Below are 20,554 nucleotides of genomic sequence, written 5' to 3'. Positions count from 1 at the left end.
TTAAAAGGAGGATTTTTGATGACTACAGTAGCACTATTAGGAAACCCAAATGTGGGTAAAACTACTCTTTTCAATGCACTGACTGGCTCAAATCAATATGTAGGAAACTGGCCTGGTGTAACAGTAGAAAAAAAAGAAGGTAAGCTTAATAATATAAAAATTGTAGATTTACCTGGAATTTATGCCATGGACACATTTTCAAATGAAGAAAAAGTATCAAAGTCTTTTTTAGAAAATGAAAATGTAGATTTAATAATTAATATAGTTGACGCTTCAAACCTAGATAGAAATCTATACTTGACACTTCAACTTAAACAATTTAAAAAGCCTATAGTTATCTTACTAAATATGGTTGACGTTGCTGAAAAGAAAGGGTTTAAAATAGACTGTAAAGCCTTAGAAGAAAAACTTAAGGTTAAAGTCATTCCAATGGTGGCCTCTAAGAAAAAAGGCATTGATCATGTAAAGAACATGTTAGTCAACAATGAATTACCTCTAACTATAGATGATAATGACTATTATTTCAATTCCGAAAAGGATGCTTATAATTTTATAGATGGAATTATAGATTCTTCAAGAATGAAGAACGGAAAAGGAAACCTTTCTTTTACCGATAAAATTGATAGAATAGTACTTAATCCATTTTTAGCATATCCAATTTTTATCGCAATTATGATATTTATGTTTCAATTTACTTTCGCTTGGGTAGGCCAACCCCTTGCAGATTTATTGGATGGATTTTTAAATGATAATATAATTCCTTTTTTATCTAATCTTCTGTCAGGAACGGCACCTTGGTTCCAATCATTAATTGTTGATGGGATAGTTGCTGGTGTTGGTGGAATAATGACCTTCTTACCTATAATCATGGCATTATTCTTATGTGTTTCAGCATTAGAAGACAGCGGATATATGGCAAGATCAGCATTCATAATGGATAGCCTTATGAGGAAAGCCGGACTTTCAGGAAAAGCCTTCATCCCAATGCTTATGGGATTTGGTTGTAATGTTCCAGCAATAATGTCAGCAAGAACACTTGAAAGCGAAAAAGACAGAAAGCTTACAGCTTTACTAATTCCACTTATGAGTTGTAATGCAAGACTACCAATATATGCAGTATTTGCTCCACTTTTCTTTGGATCAAAAGCAGGACTAGTTGTAGGAGGTCTATACTTCTTAGGTATCGTAGTAGCCTTCCTTGTTGGTATGCTATTTAAGAATACTTTATTCAAAAAAGATGAAGAACCATTTATAATTGAGTTACCAGAATATAAAATTCCTGAATTTAGAACAGTTATGAAAAACACTTGGGATAAAGGTAAGGGTTTCTTAGCTAAAGCTGGTACAATAATATTTGCAATGACAGTTTTAATATGGCTTTTACAAAGCTTTAACTTCTCAGGTAAAGTTGATGATATAAACCAAAGTTTCTTATTTAATATAGGTAATTTCTTAGCTCCAATTTTCGCACCTTTAGGCTTTGGAAACTGGCAAGCTTCTGTTTCACTATTAACTGGTATTTTAGCAAAAGAAACTGTAGTTTCTACTATGACCGTTATATACGGCGGTAACTTAGATGCTGCTATAGCTTCAACTTTTAATACAGTAAGTGCATTAGGATTTATGGTATTCGTATTACTTTACACTTCATGTGTTACAGCTATAGGTACTATGAAAAAAGAATATGGCACAAAAATGGCAGTTTTCTCAGCAGGTTATCAATTTGTACTTGCTTGGGTAGGAGCATTTATAGTATATATTCTCGGCAATTTAATATTTTAAAGAAGGTGTTTATATGGAGATACTAATAACTCTTATAATTGTAGCATTAGCGGGTTTTATATTATTTAAAAATGTAAAAAGTTCAGCTAAAGGAGAATGTAATTGCAGTAGTAATAGTAGCTGCTCAGCGACACATTGTCCAAAATACGATTCAAAAATTGACACCATTACCATAAAAAAAGGTCGCTGAAGCGACCTTTTTCAGTGAGTTTTTTGCGCATCTGCCTTTCCGAATGTATATGAGGAAAACTTGGCAGGCGACATATTCTTTATTTTTATTCTTTAGATTATAAAATGTCTTAAGTGTGTTCGCATAATTATCAACGGATATAATTGAGATATAATTTCCTAAAGAATAAAAAAGTGAGCATCATAGATGCTCACTTTTTTTGTTTCCTAAAATCTCTTCTATCTTATTTATATTTACTTTATTTTGTATTAACTCATAAATAATTCTAGATGCTACTTTCTTAGGCATATTAAGAAATGAAGACTTGTCAAAAGATATACCCTTTTTCCTGACCAAATACTTAATATATTGCTTCTGATTCTTCGAAAGCATATCATCTCTTTTTAATCCTCTATCTTCTATATCTTTTAGGATTAAAAACAATAGCGGTAGATTCGATACATCTTCTTGATTATGAAGAATTATCTTGTTCTTTATAGCTTCATCTCCAGTACTTAAATATTCGAAATATGCATCTCTGCATTCCTTTCCATTGAAGCTATCTTTTCTTTGAATACCTAGATACTTCTCCATATCTTTTAAAGAATATCCATCTAAATTTAATGAATTTCTATAGGGAGCTATCTCCCTATAAAAATCTATATGCCTATCTATAATCGGCGTTTTGAATCCATTGATCGAAAGTCTTTGAAATATAAAAGGTTCATCAAATGCCAATCCGTTGAATGTACACCATATCTTTTTCTCTTTAATTAATTTCAAAAAACTTTCTAACAACTGTTTCTCTTCATTGTGTTCACAAAATAAAATTTCATTTATAAATATGCTATCCTTAAACTTTCCTACTGAAACAGCAAAAACTTTATTATTTATTTTATCAAAACCAGTTGCCTCTATATCAATAAATGCTATATTACTGAAGTCATATTTATCATGCAAAGCCCTTTCAAGCTTCAATACTCTTTGAGTTGTTACGAGCTCCATATCTACATCTTCTCAACTGTTTCTATGCCTATTAAACCAAGGCCGTTTTTAATTACCTGGCAAGTTGCTTCTACTAGTTTTATTCTTGCACTCTTTAACTTCATATCATCCACATTTCCAACAGAATGTGCATTGTAGAACTTGTTGAATGCTTTTGCTACATCAATTACATATCTAGTTACAACAGATGGCTCAAGTTTTTCTATTGCATATAATATACTACTTTGGAATCCATCTAAAGTTTTTACAAGTTCAAATTCCTCCTTTGATTGTAGCTTTGAGAAATCCCCCTCTTCAGTTACCTCTCCAACTTTTCTTAATATACTCTTAGCTCTTGCGTAAGTATATTGAACGTAAGGACCTGTTTCACCTTCAAAGTTAAGAATCTCTTTCCAATCAAATACTATATCTCTTTCTCTACTATTTCTCAAATAAGTAAATACAACTGCTCCTATACCTACTTTTTGAGCTACTACTTCTTTATCCTCAAGTGTTGGATTTTTTTCGTTTATTACTTCCAAAGTCTTTGAAACAGCCTCTGACAATAATTCATCTAAAAGTATTACATCGCCTTTTCTAGTAGATAGCTTTTTCTCTGCGAATCTTACTATACCAAATGGTACATGCACACAGTTTTTAGCCCAATCGTGACCAGCTAGTTCTAACACCTTAAATACTTGATTAAAATGTAGTGATTGGTCCTTTCCCACCACGTATATAGCCTTTGAGAAATCATAAGTTTTCTTTCTATACATTGCAGCTGCAAGATCTCTAGTTGCATATATAGATGCTCCATCTGACTTTAATACGATGCATGGAGGCATGTTGTACTCATCTAACATAACAACCTTAGCTCCGTTGCTTTCAACTAACAGCTCTTTTTCTTCAAGTTCTTTTACTATACTTTCCATCTTGTCGTTGTAGAAACTTTCTCCAGCCCAAGAGTCAAAATCTACATTCAAAATTTCGTATATTTTATTAAATTCTTTCAATGATAAGTTTCTGAATCTCTCCCAAAGAGCAACTGCTTCACTATCTCCATCTTCAAGCTTCTTAAAATACATTCTTCCTTCATCTTCTAATGATGGATCCTTTTCTGCTTCATCATGGAATTTTACATATATTCTTAATAATTCCGCTATTGGATGTTTCTCTAGCGCTTCTTCATCAACCCATTTCTTATAAGCTGATATAAGTTTTCCGAACTGCGTTCCCCAATCACCTAAATGATTTATTCTTTCAACATCATATCCTTGGAAAGAAAACATTTTATATAAAGAATTACCTATTACTGTAGTAGAAAGATGACCAACGTGGAACGGTTTAGCAATATTTGGTGATGAGTATTCAACTATTATATTTTCACCATCACCTATTGTTGATGAACCATAGCACTCTTTTTCTTCTAATATCTTACTTACAGTATTTTTTGTAAAAGTTCCTTTGTCTACAAAGAAGTTGACATACGGACCTAAGTTTTCTACCTTCTCATATCCTTCTGCATTTATCTTATCCTTTAGTTCTGCTGCAATTATATTTGGCGCTTTCTTTAAAGTCTTGGCTAACTGAAAACAAGGAAATGCATAATCACCCATCTCAGGTCTTGGTGGCACTTCAATTAATCCTTCTAATGTATCTACATCTATTTCTAAATGCTCGTTTAATCTTTCAGCTGTAAGTTTTTTGTAATCCATTATATCTCCTCCTGTATATCTTATATAAAAATCCTAAGGCCAATGGCCATTGATTTTATTTCGTACTCAATTAGCTCAATTTACTCTGCAACTTTTATAATTCTTTTCCTAAAAAGTTTGTAATTTAATCTTTTTTACTTCTAAACATTAGTTTATTAAGTAGATTAAATAGTACTTAATATATTGCAAACTTTATTTTTACCTAGAAAATAAAAAAAGCTCATCTCTTTTTTAGAGACGAACTTATATCCGCGGTACCACTTCTATTGGTTTAAAAAACCCACTCATATATTTAACGCATATTGCGGCATGCCCTACTATTATTTTCAAGCAGCATCTCCAAGGCTCTCTTCCTTTAATCTAATCTTACAGGGCTTACACCATCTCCTGTTCGCTTAAAGATTCAAATAAAGTACTCTTCTTTTCTTAGATTTTAATTATTTAATTATTTATATTATATCCAAAAAAAATTTTTTTTGTCAATATGCATTTTTTATTTCCATGATTTCCTCCATAACTCATTGAGTTATGAAATCATTTTTAAAATAATAATTCAAAAGCAGTTGAAAACTTTCCTTTTTTTATATACTATTTTATTATATGTTACAATAAGGAGATTTGTCTATGAAAAGATTTGGGGTAATTGACCTTGGCTCTAATTCAGTACGAGTAATGCTTGCACAAGTTGAAGATACAGGATACTTTAAGATAATTGATGAAATAAAAGAAACTATAAGACTTGGAGAAGATATTTCTAAGACCTCATCTATTTCAGTAGAAAAGATTGAAAAGACTTTAGCAACATTAAAAGCTTTTAAATCTCTATGCATCGAATCGGGTGCATCTGAGATAATCTTAGTTGCAACAGAAGCATTAAGATGTGCTACTAACAAGAAAATCCTTAAGGATAAAATAAAAAAGGAGTTATCGTTAGATATAAGAATTTTAAACTTTGATGAAGAAATCTATTATAATCACCTAAGTATAAAAAATAGTCTTTACTATAATAATGCTCTGATGGTAGATATAAGCGGTAATCATACTCATTTAGCCTGGATAAGAAATAATGAGATAATAAAAAAAATAACTATACCTCTAGGTTGTATAAACCTTTCAAATGACTATGAGCTTACTGATGTTATCACTTATAACAATTCGATAGCTGCAAATAATTTCGTTCATGAAACTATAAAAAGTATTCCATGGCTTTTTGAAACAGAATTTGAAAGTATCATAGGAATTGGAGGCACTATAAGAAATATTGCAAAAATACAAAAGCATACAAAAAGATATCCAATAGGTACCTTACATAATTATTCATTTGATGATTATGATATCTGTCAGATATATAATCTTTTAAAATGTAAAAACCTAAAAGGACGAAGTAAGGTAGAAGGATTATCCGTTGACAGAGCCGATGTAATATTTGGTGGCCTTATTCTTTTAAATAAATTGGTAGAGCTTCTTTCAATAAAGAACATCAAAATTTGCGGAAGAGGTCTTAGGGAAGGTATAGTTCAAGAATACCTTAACAATAATTATAAAACTGCTTGGAATGATATACTGGACTATAGTATTGAAGGAATAATCGAAACTCTTAATATAAACAAAAAACATGCTCAAAAAGTCTACAACATTACAAAAAAACTTTTTGAAGCCTTAAAACCAATTCACAAGCTCGGTGATGAATATAACAATATAATTAAAACATCCTCCTTACTCCACGATTGTGGTATTAGTATACGGTATTATGACCATCATATACATTCGTTTTATATTATACTTAATTCAGCTATAAGTGGTCTTTCCCATAGAGAGATTTTAATGAGTGCATTAGTTGCATCTATGCATAGAAATAATAATTATCAGCTTCCTTTTATAAAATTTACTAGCATCATTAATAGATTGGATATAGAGGCTGTAGAAAGTATTGGGGTACTACTAAGAATTGCAGAAGGTCTTGATAGAAGCTTAGAAGGTGCCGTAAATGATTTTGATGTTACAATTAGTGATGATACTATTACACTAATCCTAAAATCAGAATCTGAACTTATCTTAGAAATTGGTCAAGCAATGAGAGCAGGGAATAAGTTCCAGGAAGTATACAACAGAAACTTGCTTGTACTAAAGCAAAATTGATAATTGTTTATGTGATTATATTTTAGAAATACTTTTCAGATTTCAAGCATCCCTATATGAATGCCCCAAAGTTTATCTTATTTACAAACTTTGGGGCATTTAAAATTATATTATTCTATTTCAGGTAAATTATCTAAGTTATTGTTTTTTGTGCCATCAGGATAACTTCTAAGGTATTTTTCTCCTTTACGAGAAGTTGAGACCTGGACTCCACTTATCTTTCCTTCTTTAGCTAAGCTAATTGCTTGTTCTTTCTCTACTATTTCTCCACTATCAAGCTTATATGCTTCTATTTCATCATTACTATCTTTTATAACTCCTACAATGGTTCTTGTTGAATTTTCACTCATATTCCTCACTCCTTTATATAAATTATATAGATACAAAACTGATTATTGAACTTAGCTTAGATTCTTATGCATTCTATAAAACAAAAGTTAAATATTCATTTATATTTATGTAAAAAACAAAGATCCAAGCTGCTTAAGTAATTCACCTTATCTATTAACATTTACATAATGAATTTACTTATTTTATTATATTATTAATTTTTATTACTTTTTTTATGTATCACATATAAACAATTACTATAAGATTCCATTACGAAAACTTAAGTTATGCATGTTCGAAAATCGTGGCTACTGAGGATTTTCGCGGCATGCATAACTTAATAGTTGAAGTTGGGAATTTTTATACTTGTTCGAAAATCTCAGCTTCTGAAGGCCTTCGGGCATGTATAAATTAATGGTTGGGTTAGTAACTCTATAAAGATGTACCACTTCGAACCGAAATCTATTTTTAAAACTCTCACAGCTTCTGGTGAGAGAATTTAAAAATATAAGCTTTATTATGAAGTGGTACATCCATATAATATCTAGGTCACATTGCTCTAAAAGCTTTATATTTTCTAAGACAACAAAATAGAGACTATCATATATTTTATATATAATAGTCTCTATCATTTTAAGAATTAAGTCTTGCAATTAAAAACATTGTCTTCATCCCTAAAGAAGTAAACTTTGCTTCGTATTCAGTCATTATATTTTCTTTAAAATCATCGTTATGCAAATCATAAGTTAGGTATTCTAATGTAAAACCACTCTCTTTAAAGTATTCTTGTGATTCTTCAAATAGCCCTTTATCATCTGTTTTAAACCAAATCTCACTACTAGGCTTAAGAAAAGTTTTATATATCTTTAAAAAGCTGCTATGTGTAAGTCTTCTCTTCTTATGTCTTTCTTTAGGCCATGGATTACAAAAGTTTATATAAATCTTGCTTATTTCGTCTTTATCAAATACATCTCCAATAAAAGATATATTCATAGGTATAAGCCTTACATTTGGAACCTCTGCTTCATTTACCTTTCTAAGAGCATATATTAATACTTCGTCTTTTAAGTCTATTGCAACATGATTTATATTAGGATTTACAGCAGCCTTTTCGCTTATAAACTTGCCTCTACCGCATCCTAATTCTAAATGCACTGGATTACTATCACCAAATGCTTCATTCCATCTTCCTTTAAATTCGGATGGGTTCGTTACAACATTTTTTGCTTCTTCTAATTCTGGTCTTGCCCACCATTTTTTCCTAAGTCTCATATTTTCCTCCTAATTAATTATGCTATAATGCCTGTCACTATCTTCGCACAAATATCTAATATAAATCCTGTTGGTTTCTCTAGAAACCTTACTCCACCAAAAGCTATCAAAGCAAATATTATAAATTGATATCTATATAAAGAATCTGCTATTCTACTGAAAGTTGAAGGAAATAAATCTTCAAGAATTCCAAAACCATCAAGTCCTGGCAAAGGTAATAAGTTAAAAACAAATAAGTTTACATTTATAATGATTATCAAGTTTAATATTTGAACTATTATGTTTGTTATATCAGTATAGTTATTTATAAAGTAAAACTTATATGCTAATCCAAATATAACTGAAAATATGATAGCTACTAACAAATTCGCTAAAGGTCCCGCTATTGTCACCTTCAAATCATCTTTGTAACCATTCTTAAAAGCCCTTCTATTTATTTGTACAGGTTTCGCCCATCCAAACTTCACTATAAGTATCATGATGAGTCCTATTGGATCTATATGTGCTAAAGGATTAAGGGTAAGTCTCCCCTGAAATCTTGGTGTCTTATCTCCAAGCATGTCTGCAACTTTTGCATGCGCATACTCATGAAAAGTAAATCCAATTAATATAGCTGGAATAATCAAAATTAACTCTAACAACTTTTCTCTCATATTTTATCTCCATTCTTAAAGTTTCTATAGTATCCGTTACTTTTTCAAAGTTTTCCATGATGTGATTCACAATATTAAAAAGAATCAATAAATGGCCTAGTTCAAAATTATAACACATATACACATGTTACTTCAATGTTTAAACATTTCTAGATGATTGGTTATAACAGTCTGAAAAGAAAATAATCCTATAAGTTAAAACACACCACTTGCTAGTACTATATCAAGTAGTGCGTTTTTAAAATATCCTTTAATTTATATATATATTTCCATTCTCCATACTTAAAACTTTTCCATTACAAACCTTTAAGAACTTACCTTTAAAACTAATACTACTTGTCCCATTCAGATCTTCTAACTTATTTTTCATACTGTTAAGCTTGTATACAGTACTTTCTATAACTATTAAATCATCTACTTTTTCTGCATTATTTAAAGGTACTTGTTTCCATGTAGAAGTTTTTTCACTTATTGACCCGTAATATATCTTACTTATATTACCATCATTCACTAATCCTATATACACATTTTCTGATTTGTCTACTCCAATTATTCTAGTAAGTCCCTTTTGTGCTAAAGATAATTTCTGCTCCAAATATGTAACATATAAATTACTACTTAAAGAAGAATTATATATTAATTTGTCTTCATGAGGAATTAAATAGATATCTTGAATTTTACTTTCTCTTAAAGTAACTTTTTCAAATTCATTTCTTACATTTAATTTATATAATTCACTGCTACCATTGCTTAAAGCTACCCTAACAAATATTAAATCCTTAAGCGGGGAGCTTATTATACTATCAATCGAAGACTTTTTGTCTTTAAGTTGAATTGATGCCAAAAGCTCTTTTTGTTTAGTTGATATACTATATTTATAAAAAGATACCTTTGTACTATTTTCTTTTGAAGTTGCAATAACTAAATTCCCTTCATCTAACCATTGATATTTCAGGAGTTTAAGCTCTTGTAAATCCACAATTTCATTTGTTGTTTTACCCACTATCTGAAGAACAGAATCTTTAATATATGCCACCTTATCATTTTCCTTAGAAAGTTCTATTTCAGTCGAATCTTCTGGTACTGCAAATTTAACGGTAGTCTCAACTTCATTCTTACCAGAAACCGAAATGTCGTTTATATCATTAGATTTTGTACTTGCTGAATTACTACTATTTGCTGCTATAGTTGATTTGTTTTCATTATCACTACTAAAACCACTTAAATAAAAATTATTAATATAATACAAAACTCCAACTTGAAGAATAACTGCTATTATAAAATATAAACCTAAGTTCTTTATATATTTAGCCATAAAAATCCCCCCTATTTTATGATAAATGAAGTTGGAATAAATCTAACCCCATCTTTACTAGAAGGATTATTAATTATCTTGCCGTCAACCACCATGGTTGTGGAAGAACCTCCATCCAAGTTTGCAGCATTATAAGCCCCATTTTCAAGCATTATATCTTGTACATCCTTCAAAGTTGCACCTAAACTGCCAATTTGTCTACCATCTATAACTAACATAAGTACAGTACCATCTTTTCTTTGTCCAATGGCTGTTCTTGGAGCGATTCCCCAACCACCATTTCCACTTTTAATAACTCCCTCTCCGTTAATCACTAGAAAAGGACTGAACGAAACTGCATCTTTAATATTTAGTCTTGTTATATCACTTCTACCATACTTACCAATAACCATAATTCCATCCTTATTGAATCCAATAAGCGATACTTTTTCCTCTAGTTTATCGTCAAAGACAATCTTTCCATCCTTAACTACTATTCCAGTTGGAACTCCACCATTACCTTGTCCATTTTCATCTTGAAATCCACCTGCGTTTATACCAGCTACCGCATTTTCTTTTTTTACTATGTCATCAAGTTTCATACCAAAACGCCCAAGATTATCAGTGAGCCCAAGCTGAATTCTCTTAGCATCATTTACTATCAATAAATGTCCACTAAATGAATTTCCACTTATCTCCTTCACTTCTATTCCTTTATCGCCTTGATTATCATTGATTACAGAGTTGTTAATACTAATTTCATCTAAATTCGAATTTTTACTATCATCAATTGTATTACTTGCCATTATACTCTTTATCTCTGTATCATTTAAAAATAAAGTAGCTAAATATTGATGGCTAAGTGTAGTCATTGCAGAAGTTACCACTAACTCCTTTATGTTTTTAAATGGTCCGTAAAAGACCATTGGTATAGCAATAATCAATCCAATAATAATATTTGCAAAAATAAAGTTAAATAAATTTAAGCTTATTTTATTGAAAAGATTTCTCTTCTTTTCTTTGTTTTCTTTCATTGTTTTTCCTCCAGCTGCTCGCAACTTAATTATTTTTTTCTGTTGCAAGCTTATATATATATTCTTCAAGACACAGATTGCTTTCATACATATATTTAGCATTCTCTTGACCTACATATCTTAAATGCCATGGTTCATAATTATATCCAGTTACATCACTCTTTCCCTTTAGATATCTAATAACAAATCCATACTTAAAAGCATTTTCTGCTACCCATTTTCCTTCTTTAGTTTTTTCAAAATCTTCAGCCAAATCATAGTAAGGTGAAGAATTTATGTCTACCGCAAGCCCCGTCTGATGTTCGCTTGACCCTTGTTTAGCAACGTACTTGCTAGCTTCTGTTGCACCATCACTTTTCACTTTTCTTTCATATACACTAGCTTGACTTTCAAAACTTCTATACCCGGACACAAATATTAAATTAATTTTTTCTCTCTTTGCATCATTAAATAAATCTTCTAAAGCTTCTGCAGCTTCTTTTTTTAGCTTTCTATTTTCATTCGAAACAGATCCCATCATTTTCACCTTAGGAATCACAAGGTTATCTGGTTTATATGTATTATCTAAAGGATAATCTTTATTTACTAAAAGAAGTCTATAATCTTTTGATGATATTTTATTCACTATCTCACTTGTAAGCTTACCCTTTCCATCATCATTAGAATCCACGTTTTGTTTAGTTTCACTTATATTATTTCCACTGTTTATAGAAATGTTTTCTGTACTATCCTGGCTAGGTATATTTTCTTTATTTGTCATTATTTGAGTACTCTTTTTCGACTTATTAATTGAAATTATAGATGCTGACAATACTACAGACATGGTAAAAATAAATGTATATAAAAAAATAATTTTTTTTATAATAGATGTTGTTTTCTTATTAGCGTTATTTTTATTCATTTGGCCATACACCTCTTAATTTTATCTACGGTTTAATTTAATTTTAACAAAAATATAATACATAGTCATTAGTTCTTTAATGGTTATATTGATGTTCAACTTCATAATAAAACTTATATTTTCAGATTAAATTGGTATATCTATATATCTAAAAAACTGCCAGTTATTAAAGTCAATATAATAAAGCAGGTAAACCATATCGTCTACCTGCTTTATTATATCTTTAATGAGATTATAATTCAATTGAGTTTATACTTTTTTTACAATCTTTTTGCTCCTTCAAAAGCAATAGCGCTTCTTTCGCATTCATCATATTTCAAGGTTACTTGATAACAAAGTTTACTTCCCTTCATCTTTTCCGAAGCATAACATAAGCCATTTGATCTGGAATCTAAAAATGGTTGATCTATCTGATCTGGGTCCCCTATTAATATTAACTTTGTGCCTTCACCAACTCTAGTTATAATTGCTTTTACTTGTTTTGGTGTAAGATTTTGTGCCTCATCAATTATAACCCAGTTTTTAACTATTGATCTCCCCCTTAGATAAGCAACTGCTTCAGTAGTTATAATTTTCCTATCAAACAACTCCATTATTTTATCATTTAGCTCTTTCTCATTTTTATATCTTTCATTTTCATCTGAATCAATTAAAATCTCCAAGTTATCAAAAATCGGTCTCATAAATGGAGCTATCTTTTCCTGCTCAGACCCCGGTAAATACCCTATTTCTTCGTCCATCGTCACATTTGGTCTACATACTAATATTCTTCTAAACTGACTATTTTGCTCTTCTAAAATTTTTTGAAGCCCAGTTGCTAATGAAAATAAAGTTTTAGCTGTTCCAGCAGGTCCTTTAATTATTGCTAATGGAGCTTTAGCTGCGTCTGTCCATAAGCATTCCATCATAAACTTTTGTCCAACATTTCTAGCTGAGAGTCCAAAGGACTTACTGTCTTTATAGATTAGTGGTACTATCATCTGTCCATCAAATCTACCTAACGCAGTTTGCTTATTATTCTCCGCACAATGCAAAATCAAAAATTGATTTACCTCTAATTTAGGCTCTGCATATGTCTGGCTGCTGTTATCATACACAGACAACTCACTTGGCTTTAATTGTTTTTCTTTATAGAACTTTTCAATTACTTCCTGAGTAGCATAAACTTCAATTCTACCAGTATATTGGTTATCTTGTTCAGGAACTACTTCTTCATGAAAATCATCTACTTCAATTCCTACTGTATCTGCCTTAATTCTCTCGAATATATCTTTTGTTATTAAATGAACGTCCTCTCCACTTTCTTTAAGTGCTATACACACTTGTATTATCCTATTATCAGCTTTCACAATATCCCAGCTTGGAGGTATTTTAGTTTCATAGTGATTTGATTCAACTCTTAAACTGCCCCCACCTGGCAATTGAATGCCTTCACTTAAGTTACCTTCTTTCCTCAATTTATCCAATAGCCTTGCAGCATGCCTAGCGTTTAATCCCAAATCATTATTTGTCTTCTTCAAATTATCCAGCTCTTCTAATACAACTTCTGGAATAACTACATCATTATCCTCAAAGGTTAACACAGCCCCTGGTGAGTACAGTAAAACGTTGGTATCAAGTACATAAGTTTTTTTCAAACTAACAACCCCCTTATATAGATTCGCTTCATAAAAGTATTTATAAATGAGACACTTTGCTAAAATTAATTTGCAATACATTTGTGCCTGAAGCGTTTATATTAATAATATTCTGCTTAAACTTTTAAATGTACCTTTATAAATGTATATGTTCAATAATTGCAACTTAGTTTAGCAAATTTAATTTAATAATTAATTATTATTTATTAATATATAAAGGCAAGAATTATTAGTTTATTTAACTTTATTTAACTTTGCTATATGTTTTATCATATAAAAGGAGGAATTTTTAATAATATGTAGAATATATATTATTTGAACGGAATTTAATTTGCCCTCTTAACTTTATTTTTACTTTATATTTTTGATATAGGATTCTTCCTATATCTTATTTTTTACTCTCTGCTTGAATATTCATTAATTATCCATTGAACTTGTTTTCTGTCGAAATTATTAGGATTGTATTTTTTATCCTTAAAAATAAATTCGTTCAGCATCTTTGCATTTTGTTCTTTGTCAGCCAACAGTACCCATGCACCTCTATATATTTTTCCTTCGCACAGTTCATTTGCGGGAAGCTGCAACCCTTCAAATTCTACACTCCCCATTGAATATGCTGTATATGCGTAATTCATAAGTTGTATTGGTTCTACGTTAGTTTTTATATATGGAAGTATTGCTTTTAACATATTTGGGTATTGTATCGGATTAATATTCATTATCTTTTTACCAACTTCAGTCATTACTGTCCTTTGCCTTTGAGTTCTTTCATAACTTCCGTTTCCTACTTTTCGTATTCTGGAGTAAGCTAATGCCTGTTGTCCATCCAAATGTTGCATTCCTGCATGTGCTATTTTCGGTGATTTGATGTCATCTACCTCACCAATATATTTATTTATCTCATTAATTTCATATTCTTTTATATTAACATCTATCCCACCTAATTCATTTACTATATCTTCAAATCCCCAAAAATTCACAACTATATATTTATCTATTTTCATATTAAAGTTTCTATAAATTGTATCAGTTAATAATTTAGCACCTCCATATGCAAAGGCACTGTTTATCTTATCCTCTCCATGACCTTTTATCTGTACATAAGTATCTCTCATTATAGATGTGTATTTTATTTTCTTGTGATTGTTATCTAGGGTAGCAATTATTATAGAATCTGATCTAGAACTTTCATTTAACGTTCTACCATCAGTTCCTAGTAATAATATATTGGTTATCCCCTCTTGTTCTTTATATGTTTCCGCATTTATATTCTCATTCATTTCATTATTACTAATACTACCTATTATAGGATTAATTTCTTTAAATGATTTATTAAAGTACTGCCCTACTTGTACTTTTTCCTCAATGTTTTCCTCTGTAAAATTAATTTTATCATTAGAATATATAGTATTTCTTAGATACCAATATCCCAAAGAACAAAGCATAATCAATAATAAAAATATTATTGCAACAAACTTTAAGAAACTTCCTGTTCTTTTTTGCATCGACATCACCCTAAGCTTATTTTATTTCCATATTTCGGATAAACTATCAAAAACATTATTGTCAAATTTATTATTGACTACTTTATTAAATATAAATTTATTAATAGGTTTCATTTTTCATAAAGGATTCCAAATTAGTATAACCAAAATTATATTAAAAAATATCAGTATATGAAACTTTAGGTTATTTTATATATTTATATGTAATTTGACTACTACTTGCTTATTGAATTTGTCAAAACTATTAATAAGTGCAAAACTATTTTTTATTGAGTTTATTTAATAAAAAAATTACCACGTTCATCTAAATTATAATTCTTGAACTTTTCCAAAAACTTTTTTTGGGATAGCCGAGAAAAATGAATATTAGACAAAGTGGTAATCTAAATATAAATTTCATTAATATTTATTGTAATTTAGCATCTTTTAAGTGAGCCTTTAATATCCCTGCTGATTCGGCCAACTTATTTTTTTCTTCTTCCGCTAATGGTACTTCTAATATCTTTTTAGCACCATCTCTATTTATGATAGTTGGTATAGCTAAGTAGACATCCTCTAAATCATACTGTCCTCTAAATAAAGATGAGACCGTAAGGATTGAATTTTCATCTCTAAGAATAGCTTCTACAATTCTTCTTATTGCTAGAGCTACTGCATAGTTTGTATATCCTTTTTTATTGATTATGTCATATGCTGCATTCTTAACTTTTTCTGGTATAGTGAATTTAAAGTTTCCATCACATTTTTCACAAGTTTTTTGACAGTAATCTTCTGCACTCATTCCAGCTATATTTGTTAGGCTCCAAGCTGCAATCTCCGAATCACCATGTTCTCCTATTATATATGTGTGAATGTTTCTTGCATCAATTTCAAAATGATCACTAAGCATTGATTTAAATCTTGATGTGTCTAATACTGTTCCAGATCCAATTACTCTATGCTCTGGTAATCCTGATAACTTATATGTTATATAAGTTAATATATCTACTGGATTTGATACAACTAATAAGATTGCATTAGGACTATACCTTACAATTTCAGGTACTATTTGTTTAAACACCGCCAAGTTCTTATTTATGATATCTAACCTAGTTTCTCCTGGTTTTTGTCCTATTCCTGCAGTAATTATAACAATATCTGAATCTTCTGTATCTGAATACTCTCCTGCCATTACATTAACAGCCTTCACAAAAGCTGCTCCATGTGCTAAATCCATTGCCTCCGCTTCTGCTTTATCTTTATTTATATCGACTATAACAATTTCTGAAGCTAAGCCTTCTAACATTAATGCATATGCTGTAGTGGAACCAACAAAACCTGCTCCTATAATTGATATTTTGCTTGCTTTATCTTTTAACATTTAATTCAGCCTCCTTTTTTGATTATATTCTTTATTATGACTATTATAGAAATATAATCTTTTTCTGTTTTTTGTTACTGGTATAAAATACTTTTTATACTCAAAACTATATATATTAATTAGTATCTTTTTTTGTTGTATTTAATATACTATTGTATATTAATATATTATATCATTTGATAACAATTATCAAGATGTAATGATAATTTTTTAACATATATTTTATAATAAAAAAAATAACATTTTTTTTATTTTTTTTTCAAAAATACTTATATTTTGCAAGAATATAATATATAATCTTTTTTGGCTAACAAAAGATTATTGGAGGTGCTTCATATGAACATTAATTTGATAGGTGTTCCTCTTTTCTATGGATGTGATAGACCAGGCGTAGAATTTGGACCAAATGCCTTAAGAGATAACGAATTAAAAACAGTCCTTAGTGTAGATGGTAAACACAAAATTTATGATATAGGAAATTTATATGTCGAAACAGTTGATGAAAAAGATAAATATACTAACCATAGCGTAATGAAGTATTTATCTCCAATAACAGAAGTGAATACTAATTTGGCTCACGTAGTATATAATTCATTAACATCTGATTGTTTTCCCTTTACAGTAGGTGGAGATCACTCTTTAGGTCTTGGCTCAGTTGCTGGATCAGCAAGATTTCATGGTGATGATTTCGGCGTAATATGGATAGATGCTCATGGTGATATAAATACTGATACAACTTCACCAAGCGGAAATGTACATGGCATGCCACTAGCTGCTTCAATGGGACTAGGTTATAAAGATCTTGTAGATATATATTTTGAAGGAAGAAAAGTTAAACCGTCCAACATTTTCATACTAGGAGCAAGAGACTTAGATAAGGGTGAGTTAGACCTTATTAAAGAACTTGGACTGAATGTATGGACTACTAAAGCTATAAAGGATAAAGGAACAGATAAGGTTATTAGAGAATTCTATGATGCTTTAGACTCTTCTAAAGTAAATAATTTTCATTTAAGCTTTGATATAGATTGTTTAGACTCATCTTTAGTTCCTGGAACTGGTACCCCTGTAAGTGAAGGATTATCCTTAGATGAAGTTACTTCAATTACAAAATCAGTGCTATTAACTAAAAAGGTGCGTTCAATGGATTTCGTAGAGTTTAATCCAAAACTAGATATTGAGGATACAACACTAAAGAATTGCCTTAAGATGCTTCAAGTTATAGCTGAAAATCTTTAATCTCGGATCATATCCGAGATTTTTTCATTTTAAAATTTACTAATTTACTGATAAAACTTTTCATATAAAACTTTTTATTATATTATGTTATTATATAATTTATAATTGAAGAGTTAGCAAATAATTTTTTGAGTATAGTAGTTACTTGATATTTTTACGTAATTCTTAATGAACATGTATAGATACAAATTTAATTTTCACGCGATGCTTAGAGTTCCTAGCTCAACTATTAATTTATACATGCCTGAAAATCTCCAGAAGACAGGATTTTTAAACAAGTATAAATTAAGTTTCAACATAGGAACTCTTTATTAGGAGGAAAGAAATGAAACTCTTATTTTTTGATACTGAAACAACAAGTATAAGACCCGGCAGCATATGCCAATTAAGTTACATAGTAGTCGATTCTTCTGTGAAACCTCAGACAACAATAGGCAAGAATTTTTTCTTTACAGTTGATCAAATGGATCCCGCTGCAGAAGAGGTTCATGGTTTCTCAATGGAAAAGTTATATGATTTAAGTAATGGATTGTATTTTGAAGACCTAGTTGAAGAATTCTATGAAGACTTTATAACAGCAGACTTTGTTATAGGACATAATGTGTCCTTTGATATCAAGTTTTTAAAACATGAATTGTCTGGAATGGGCGAAGACTGGGAACCTAAAAATAACTTCTGTACAATGAACTATTATAAGAATGTCTGTAAGTTATTAAGACCTAACGGTGAATACAAGAACCCTAAATTAGAAGAACTAGTGAAGTTTCTTAACATTACTAAAGAAAAGATTGCGCAAACTGCAGATAATCTTTTTGAAGGTAGCGGTAATTATCATGATGCACGTTTTGATACTGCAGCCACTTACCTTGCCGTTATTGAAGGTATAAAACAAAAGCATATTCCAGCTGGTTACTTTAGTAAAATGATTAATAAATAAAAAAAGTCGCTGAAGCGATCCTTCTTCAGCGACTTTTTTTTGCGCATCTGCCTTTCCGAATGTATATGAGGAAAATCTGGCAGGCGAATATGATTTATTTTTTTACTGTTCACCCTAAACCGCTACTCTAAACCATTTAAATTGCTAAGTTTAGCTAATAAAAAACTTTATACTTTCCTACGAAAAAAATAATCTCTTTTTCATTATTCTTTGTGAAGTTTTTACCTTCATGAGTGATTCCTTGACAGTAAAAAAGTCGCTGAAGCGACTTTTTTTATTTTTCATTTATTATCTTATCGAATCTATACTCCCCTGTCTCCCAAGGTTTATAATTATTGCTCATCTCAATTCTTTCTTTTGGCGTTGGATGATCATACAACCAGAACTTATAAAGTGGATTCACATCATTCATAGATAAATTTGTTTCCATAAATCTAGCTTCTAGCTTTGCATTAGTTAGATTATCATGAGTTAGTTCTATTGCAAACTTATCTGCATCCATTTCAATTTTTCTAGAATACCAATTTGTCAGAGGGTCAGACAAAGTGGATAATATTGTAAAAATAAGTATTAGTATAGGTATTGCAGCTAAAGATTTATAGTTTCTTATATTATTTCTGAAGAAACCTACTTTCATCACTATATTTTTTGAAATTAAATCTGTAAGTCCTAGCAATATTATTGAAAGTATTCCTGAAAGTGCTATAGATTTAGGAATATGATTGAGCTTATAATGTCCTATTTCATGTGCAACTACCGATTGAATTTCTTCTGAACTTAATTGATTCAACGTATTATCCCATATAACTATTCTCTTAGTATTGAACAGTCCAGTCATATAGGCATTTAATGCTTTAGTTTCTTTACTTTTATCTACTTCTAATATAGTAACATCCCCAATATTAGCCTTCTTAGCCAAGGTTAATATCTCTTGTTTTACCTGGACGTTCTGTATAGCTTTAAAATCGTTAAATAAGGGGTCTATAAACACAGGTGCTAAAATACTACCTACAAAACCTACTGGCACTGTAAGGAGCCCTAAGACGATATACCAGCGTTTAAACTTTATGAATATAATATAAGGAATTATTACAAAGGCTACAGTTATAAGAAAATTTAAAGCAAAACTTTTAACATAATTTTCGCTCCATAAGAAAAATGTTGAGTTTGATATACCTATAAGTTTCAATCTATAAAAAGAACTGAAGAATGATAATGGAATAGATAAAAACAAATCAAAAAACAAATAAAGTGAAGTTAATTTAATAAGTCTAAGAAACTCATTTCCTTTAAAAGTGTTTGCCAGCTTGATTGCACCTAAATAGATAAACAAAGCTGGTATTAAGAATGTTATAATTAGTCTTATAACTAAAAAAACCTTTGAGAACTGGTAATTTGCTACTGCTCTTTCTGAAGAGTTAGGAACCTGTACTTTATTATCAGATATCTTATACTCCACCTTATTACTAGCCTTAAGTTGTGATTTCACACTTAATTCAGTAGCAAAAGTTAAAATGCACGTTATAAAAAACAAAAAAATGCATATTATAATAGTATTGAGTAAAAATTTTTTCATTGCTAAACCTCCCTCTATTACTATTAT

17 protein-coding genes and 1 other annotated feature are annotated in these 20,554 nt (G+C 30.1%); of the genes, 5 read left to right on the top strand and 12 right to left on the bottom strand.

Annotated elements, in window-relative coordinates; genetic code table 11:
- Nucleotides 1-18: 18 nt before the first annotated feature.
- Nucleotides 19-1,782, top strand: coding sequence for a ferrous iron transport protein B (feoB, locus tag JHL18_RS24075; protein ID WP_200274052.1), 1,764 nt, complete (start codon nucleotides 19-21; stop codon nucleotides 1,780-1,782).
- Nucleotides 1,783-1,795: 13 nt separating this feature from the next.
- Complete coding sequence (locus JHL18_RS24070; RefSeq protein ID WP_200274050.1) at nucleotides 1,796-1,972, top strand: FeoB-associated Cys-rich membrane protein; 177 nt, start codon at nucleotides 1,796-1,798, stop codon at nucleotides 1,970-1,972.
- A gap of 180 nt (nucleotides 1,973-2,152) precedes the next feature.
- On the opposite strand, the gene JHL18_RS24065 is transcribed toward JHL18_RS24070, so the two are convergent.
- Nucleotides 2,153-2,956, bottom strand: a complete 804-nt coding sequence (locus JHL18_RS24065; RefSeq protein ID WP_200274048.1) for a ribonuclease H-like domain-containing protein — start codon at nucleotides 2,954-2,956, stop codon at nucleotides 2,153-2,155.
- Nucleotides 2,957-2,958: 2 nt separating this feature from the next.
- Nucleotides 2,959-4,650, bottom strand: a complete 1,692-nt coding sequence (gene argS / locus JHL18_RS24060) for an arginine--tRNA ligase (protein WP_200274046.1) — start codon at nucleotides 4,648-4,650, stop codon at nucleotides 2,959-2,961.
- A gap of 230 nt (nucleotides 4,651-4,880) precedes the next feature.
- Nucleotides 4,881-5,087: a binding site (T-box leader), on the bottom strand.
- Nucleotides 5,088-5,274: 187 nt separating this feature from the next.
- On the opposite strand from argS, the gene JHL18_RS24055 reads away from it, so the two are divergent.
- Complete coding sequence (locus JHL18_RS24055; RefSeq protein ID WP_200274044.1) at nucleotides 5,275-6,789, top strand: Ppx/GppA phosphatase family protein; 1,515 nt, start codon at nucleotides 5,275-5,277, stop codon at nucleotides 6,787-6,789.
- A 110-nt stretch (nucleotides 6,790-6,899) separates the two neighbouring features.
- Here JHL18_RS24055 and JHL18_RS24050 read toward each other — a convergent pair whose 3' ends face one another.
- From JHL18_RS24050 to JHL18_RS24010, 9 genes are all read right to left on the bottom strand, one after another.
- The gene (locus JHL18_RS24050) at nucleotides 6,900-7,139 is read right to left on the bottom strand and encodes a DUF3892 domain-containing protein (protein ID WP_200274042.1); all 240 of its coding nucleotides are present in this window, start codon (nucleotides 7,137-7,139) and stop codon (nucleotides 6,900-6,902) included.
- A 613-nt stretch (nucleotides 7,140-7,752) separates the two neighbouring features.
- Nucleotides 7,753-8,391 (bottom strand): tRNA (guanosine(46)-N7)-methyltransferase TrmB, encoded by a 639-nt coding sequence (trmB, locus tag JHL18_RS24045; protein ID WP_200274040.1) that lies wholly within the window; start codon nucleotides 8,389-8,391, stop codon nucleotides 7,753-7,755.
- Nucleotides 8,392-8,408: 17 nt separating this feature from the next.
- Nucleotides 8,409-9,044: a site-2 protease family protein gene (locus JHL18_RS24040; protein WP_200274038.1), complete on the bottom strand. Its 636-nt coding sequence runs from the start codon at nucleotides 9,042-9,044 to the stop codon at nucleotides 8,409-8,411.
- Nucleotides 9,045-9,294: 250 nt separating this feature from the next.
- Nucleotides 9,295-10,359, bottom strand: a complete 1,065-nt coding sequence (locus JHL18_RS24035) for a hypothetical protein (protein ID WP_200274036.1) — start codon at nucleotides 10,357-10,359, stop codon at nucleotides 9,295-9,297.
- A gap of 11 nt (nucleotides 10,360-10,370) precedes the next feature.
- Nucleotides 10,371-11,372, bottom strand: a complete 1,002-nt coding sequence (locus JHL18_RS24030; RefSeq protein ID WP_200274034.1) for a phosphodiester glycosidase family protein — start codon at nucleotides 11,370-11,372, stop codon at nucleotides 10,371-10,373.
- A 25-nt stretch (nucleotides 11,373-11,397) separates the two neighbouring features.
- Nucleotides 11,398-12,273 (bottom strand): M15 family metallopeptidase, encoded by an 876-nt coding sequence (locus tag JHL18_RS24025; protein ID WP_200274032.1) that lies wholly within the window; start codon nucleotides 12,271-12,273, stop codon nucleotides 11,398-11,400.
- A gap of 260 nt (nucleotides 12,274-12,533) precedes the next feature.
- Nucleotides 12,534-13,910, bottom strand: coding sequence for a PhoH family protein (locus JHL18_RS24020; RefSeq protein WP_200274030.1), 1,377 nt, complete (start codon nucleotides 13,908-13,910; stop codon nucleotides 12,534-12,536).
- A 395-nt stretch (nucleotides 13,911-14,305) separates the two neighbouring features.
- Nucleotides 14,306-15,415: an LCP family protein gene (locus JHL18_RS24015; RefSeq protein WP_200274028.1), complete on the bottom strand. Its 1,110-nt coding sequence runs from the start codon at nucleotides 15,413-15,415 to the stop codon at nucleotides 14,306-14,308.
- 406 nt (nucleotides 15,416-15,821) lie between these two features.
- On the bottom strand, nucleotides 15,822-16,775 hold the full coding sequence (locus JHL18_RS24010) for an L-lactate dehydrogenase (protein ID WP_200274026.1): 954 nt from the start codon (nucleotides 16,773-16,775) through the stop codon (nucleotides 15,822-15,824).
- A 336-nt stretch (nucleotides 16,776-17,111) separates the two neighbouring features.
- Here JHL18_RS24010 and rocF point away from each other — a divergent pair, with 336 nt between their 5' ends.
- Together rocF and JHL18_RS24000 are read left to right on the top strand one after the other, a co-directional pair.
- Nucleotides 17,112-18,014, top strand: coding sequence for an arginase (rocF, locus tag JHL18_RS24005; protein WP_200274024.1), 903 nt, complete (start codon nucleotides 17,112-17,114; stop codon nucleotides 18,012-18,014).
- A 325-nt stretch (nucleotides 18,015-18,339) separates the two neighbouring features.
- Entirely contained in the window at nucleotides 18,340-18,951 is a 612-nt protein-coding gene (locus JHL18_RS24000; RefSeq protein ID WP_200274022.1) for a 3'-5' exonuclease, read from the top strand.
- Nucleotides 18,952-19,225: 274 nt separating this feature from the next.
- Here the strand turns inward: JHL18_RS24000 and JHL18_RS23995 are convergent, their stop codons facing one another.
- Entirely contained in the window at nucleotides 19,226-20,527 is a 1,302-nt protein-coding gene (locus tag JHL18_RS23995) for a M48 family metallopeptidase (RefSeq protein ID WP_200274020.1), read from the bottom strand.
- Between the last annotated feature and the right edge of the window lie 27 nt (nucleotides 20,528-20,554).

The organism is Clostridium yunnanense, assembly GCF_016595795.1.
GTDB classification, from domain to species: Bacteria; Bacillota; Clostridia; order Clostridiales; family Clostridiaceae; genus Clostridium_AR; species Clostridium_AR yunnanense.
The sequence above is the reverse complement of the archived record's forward strand: the minus strand, read 5'-3'. Positions and strand labels throughout refer to the sequence as shown.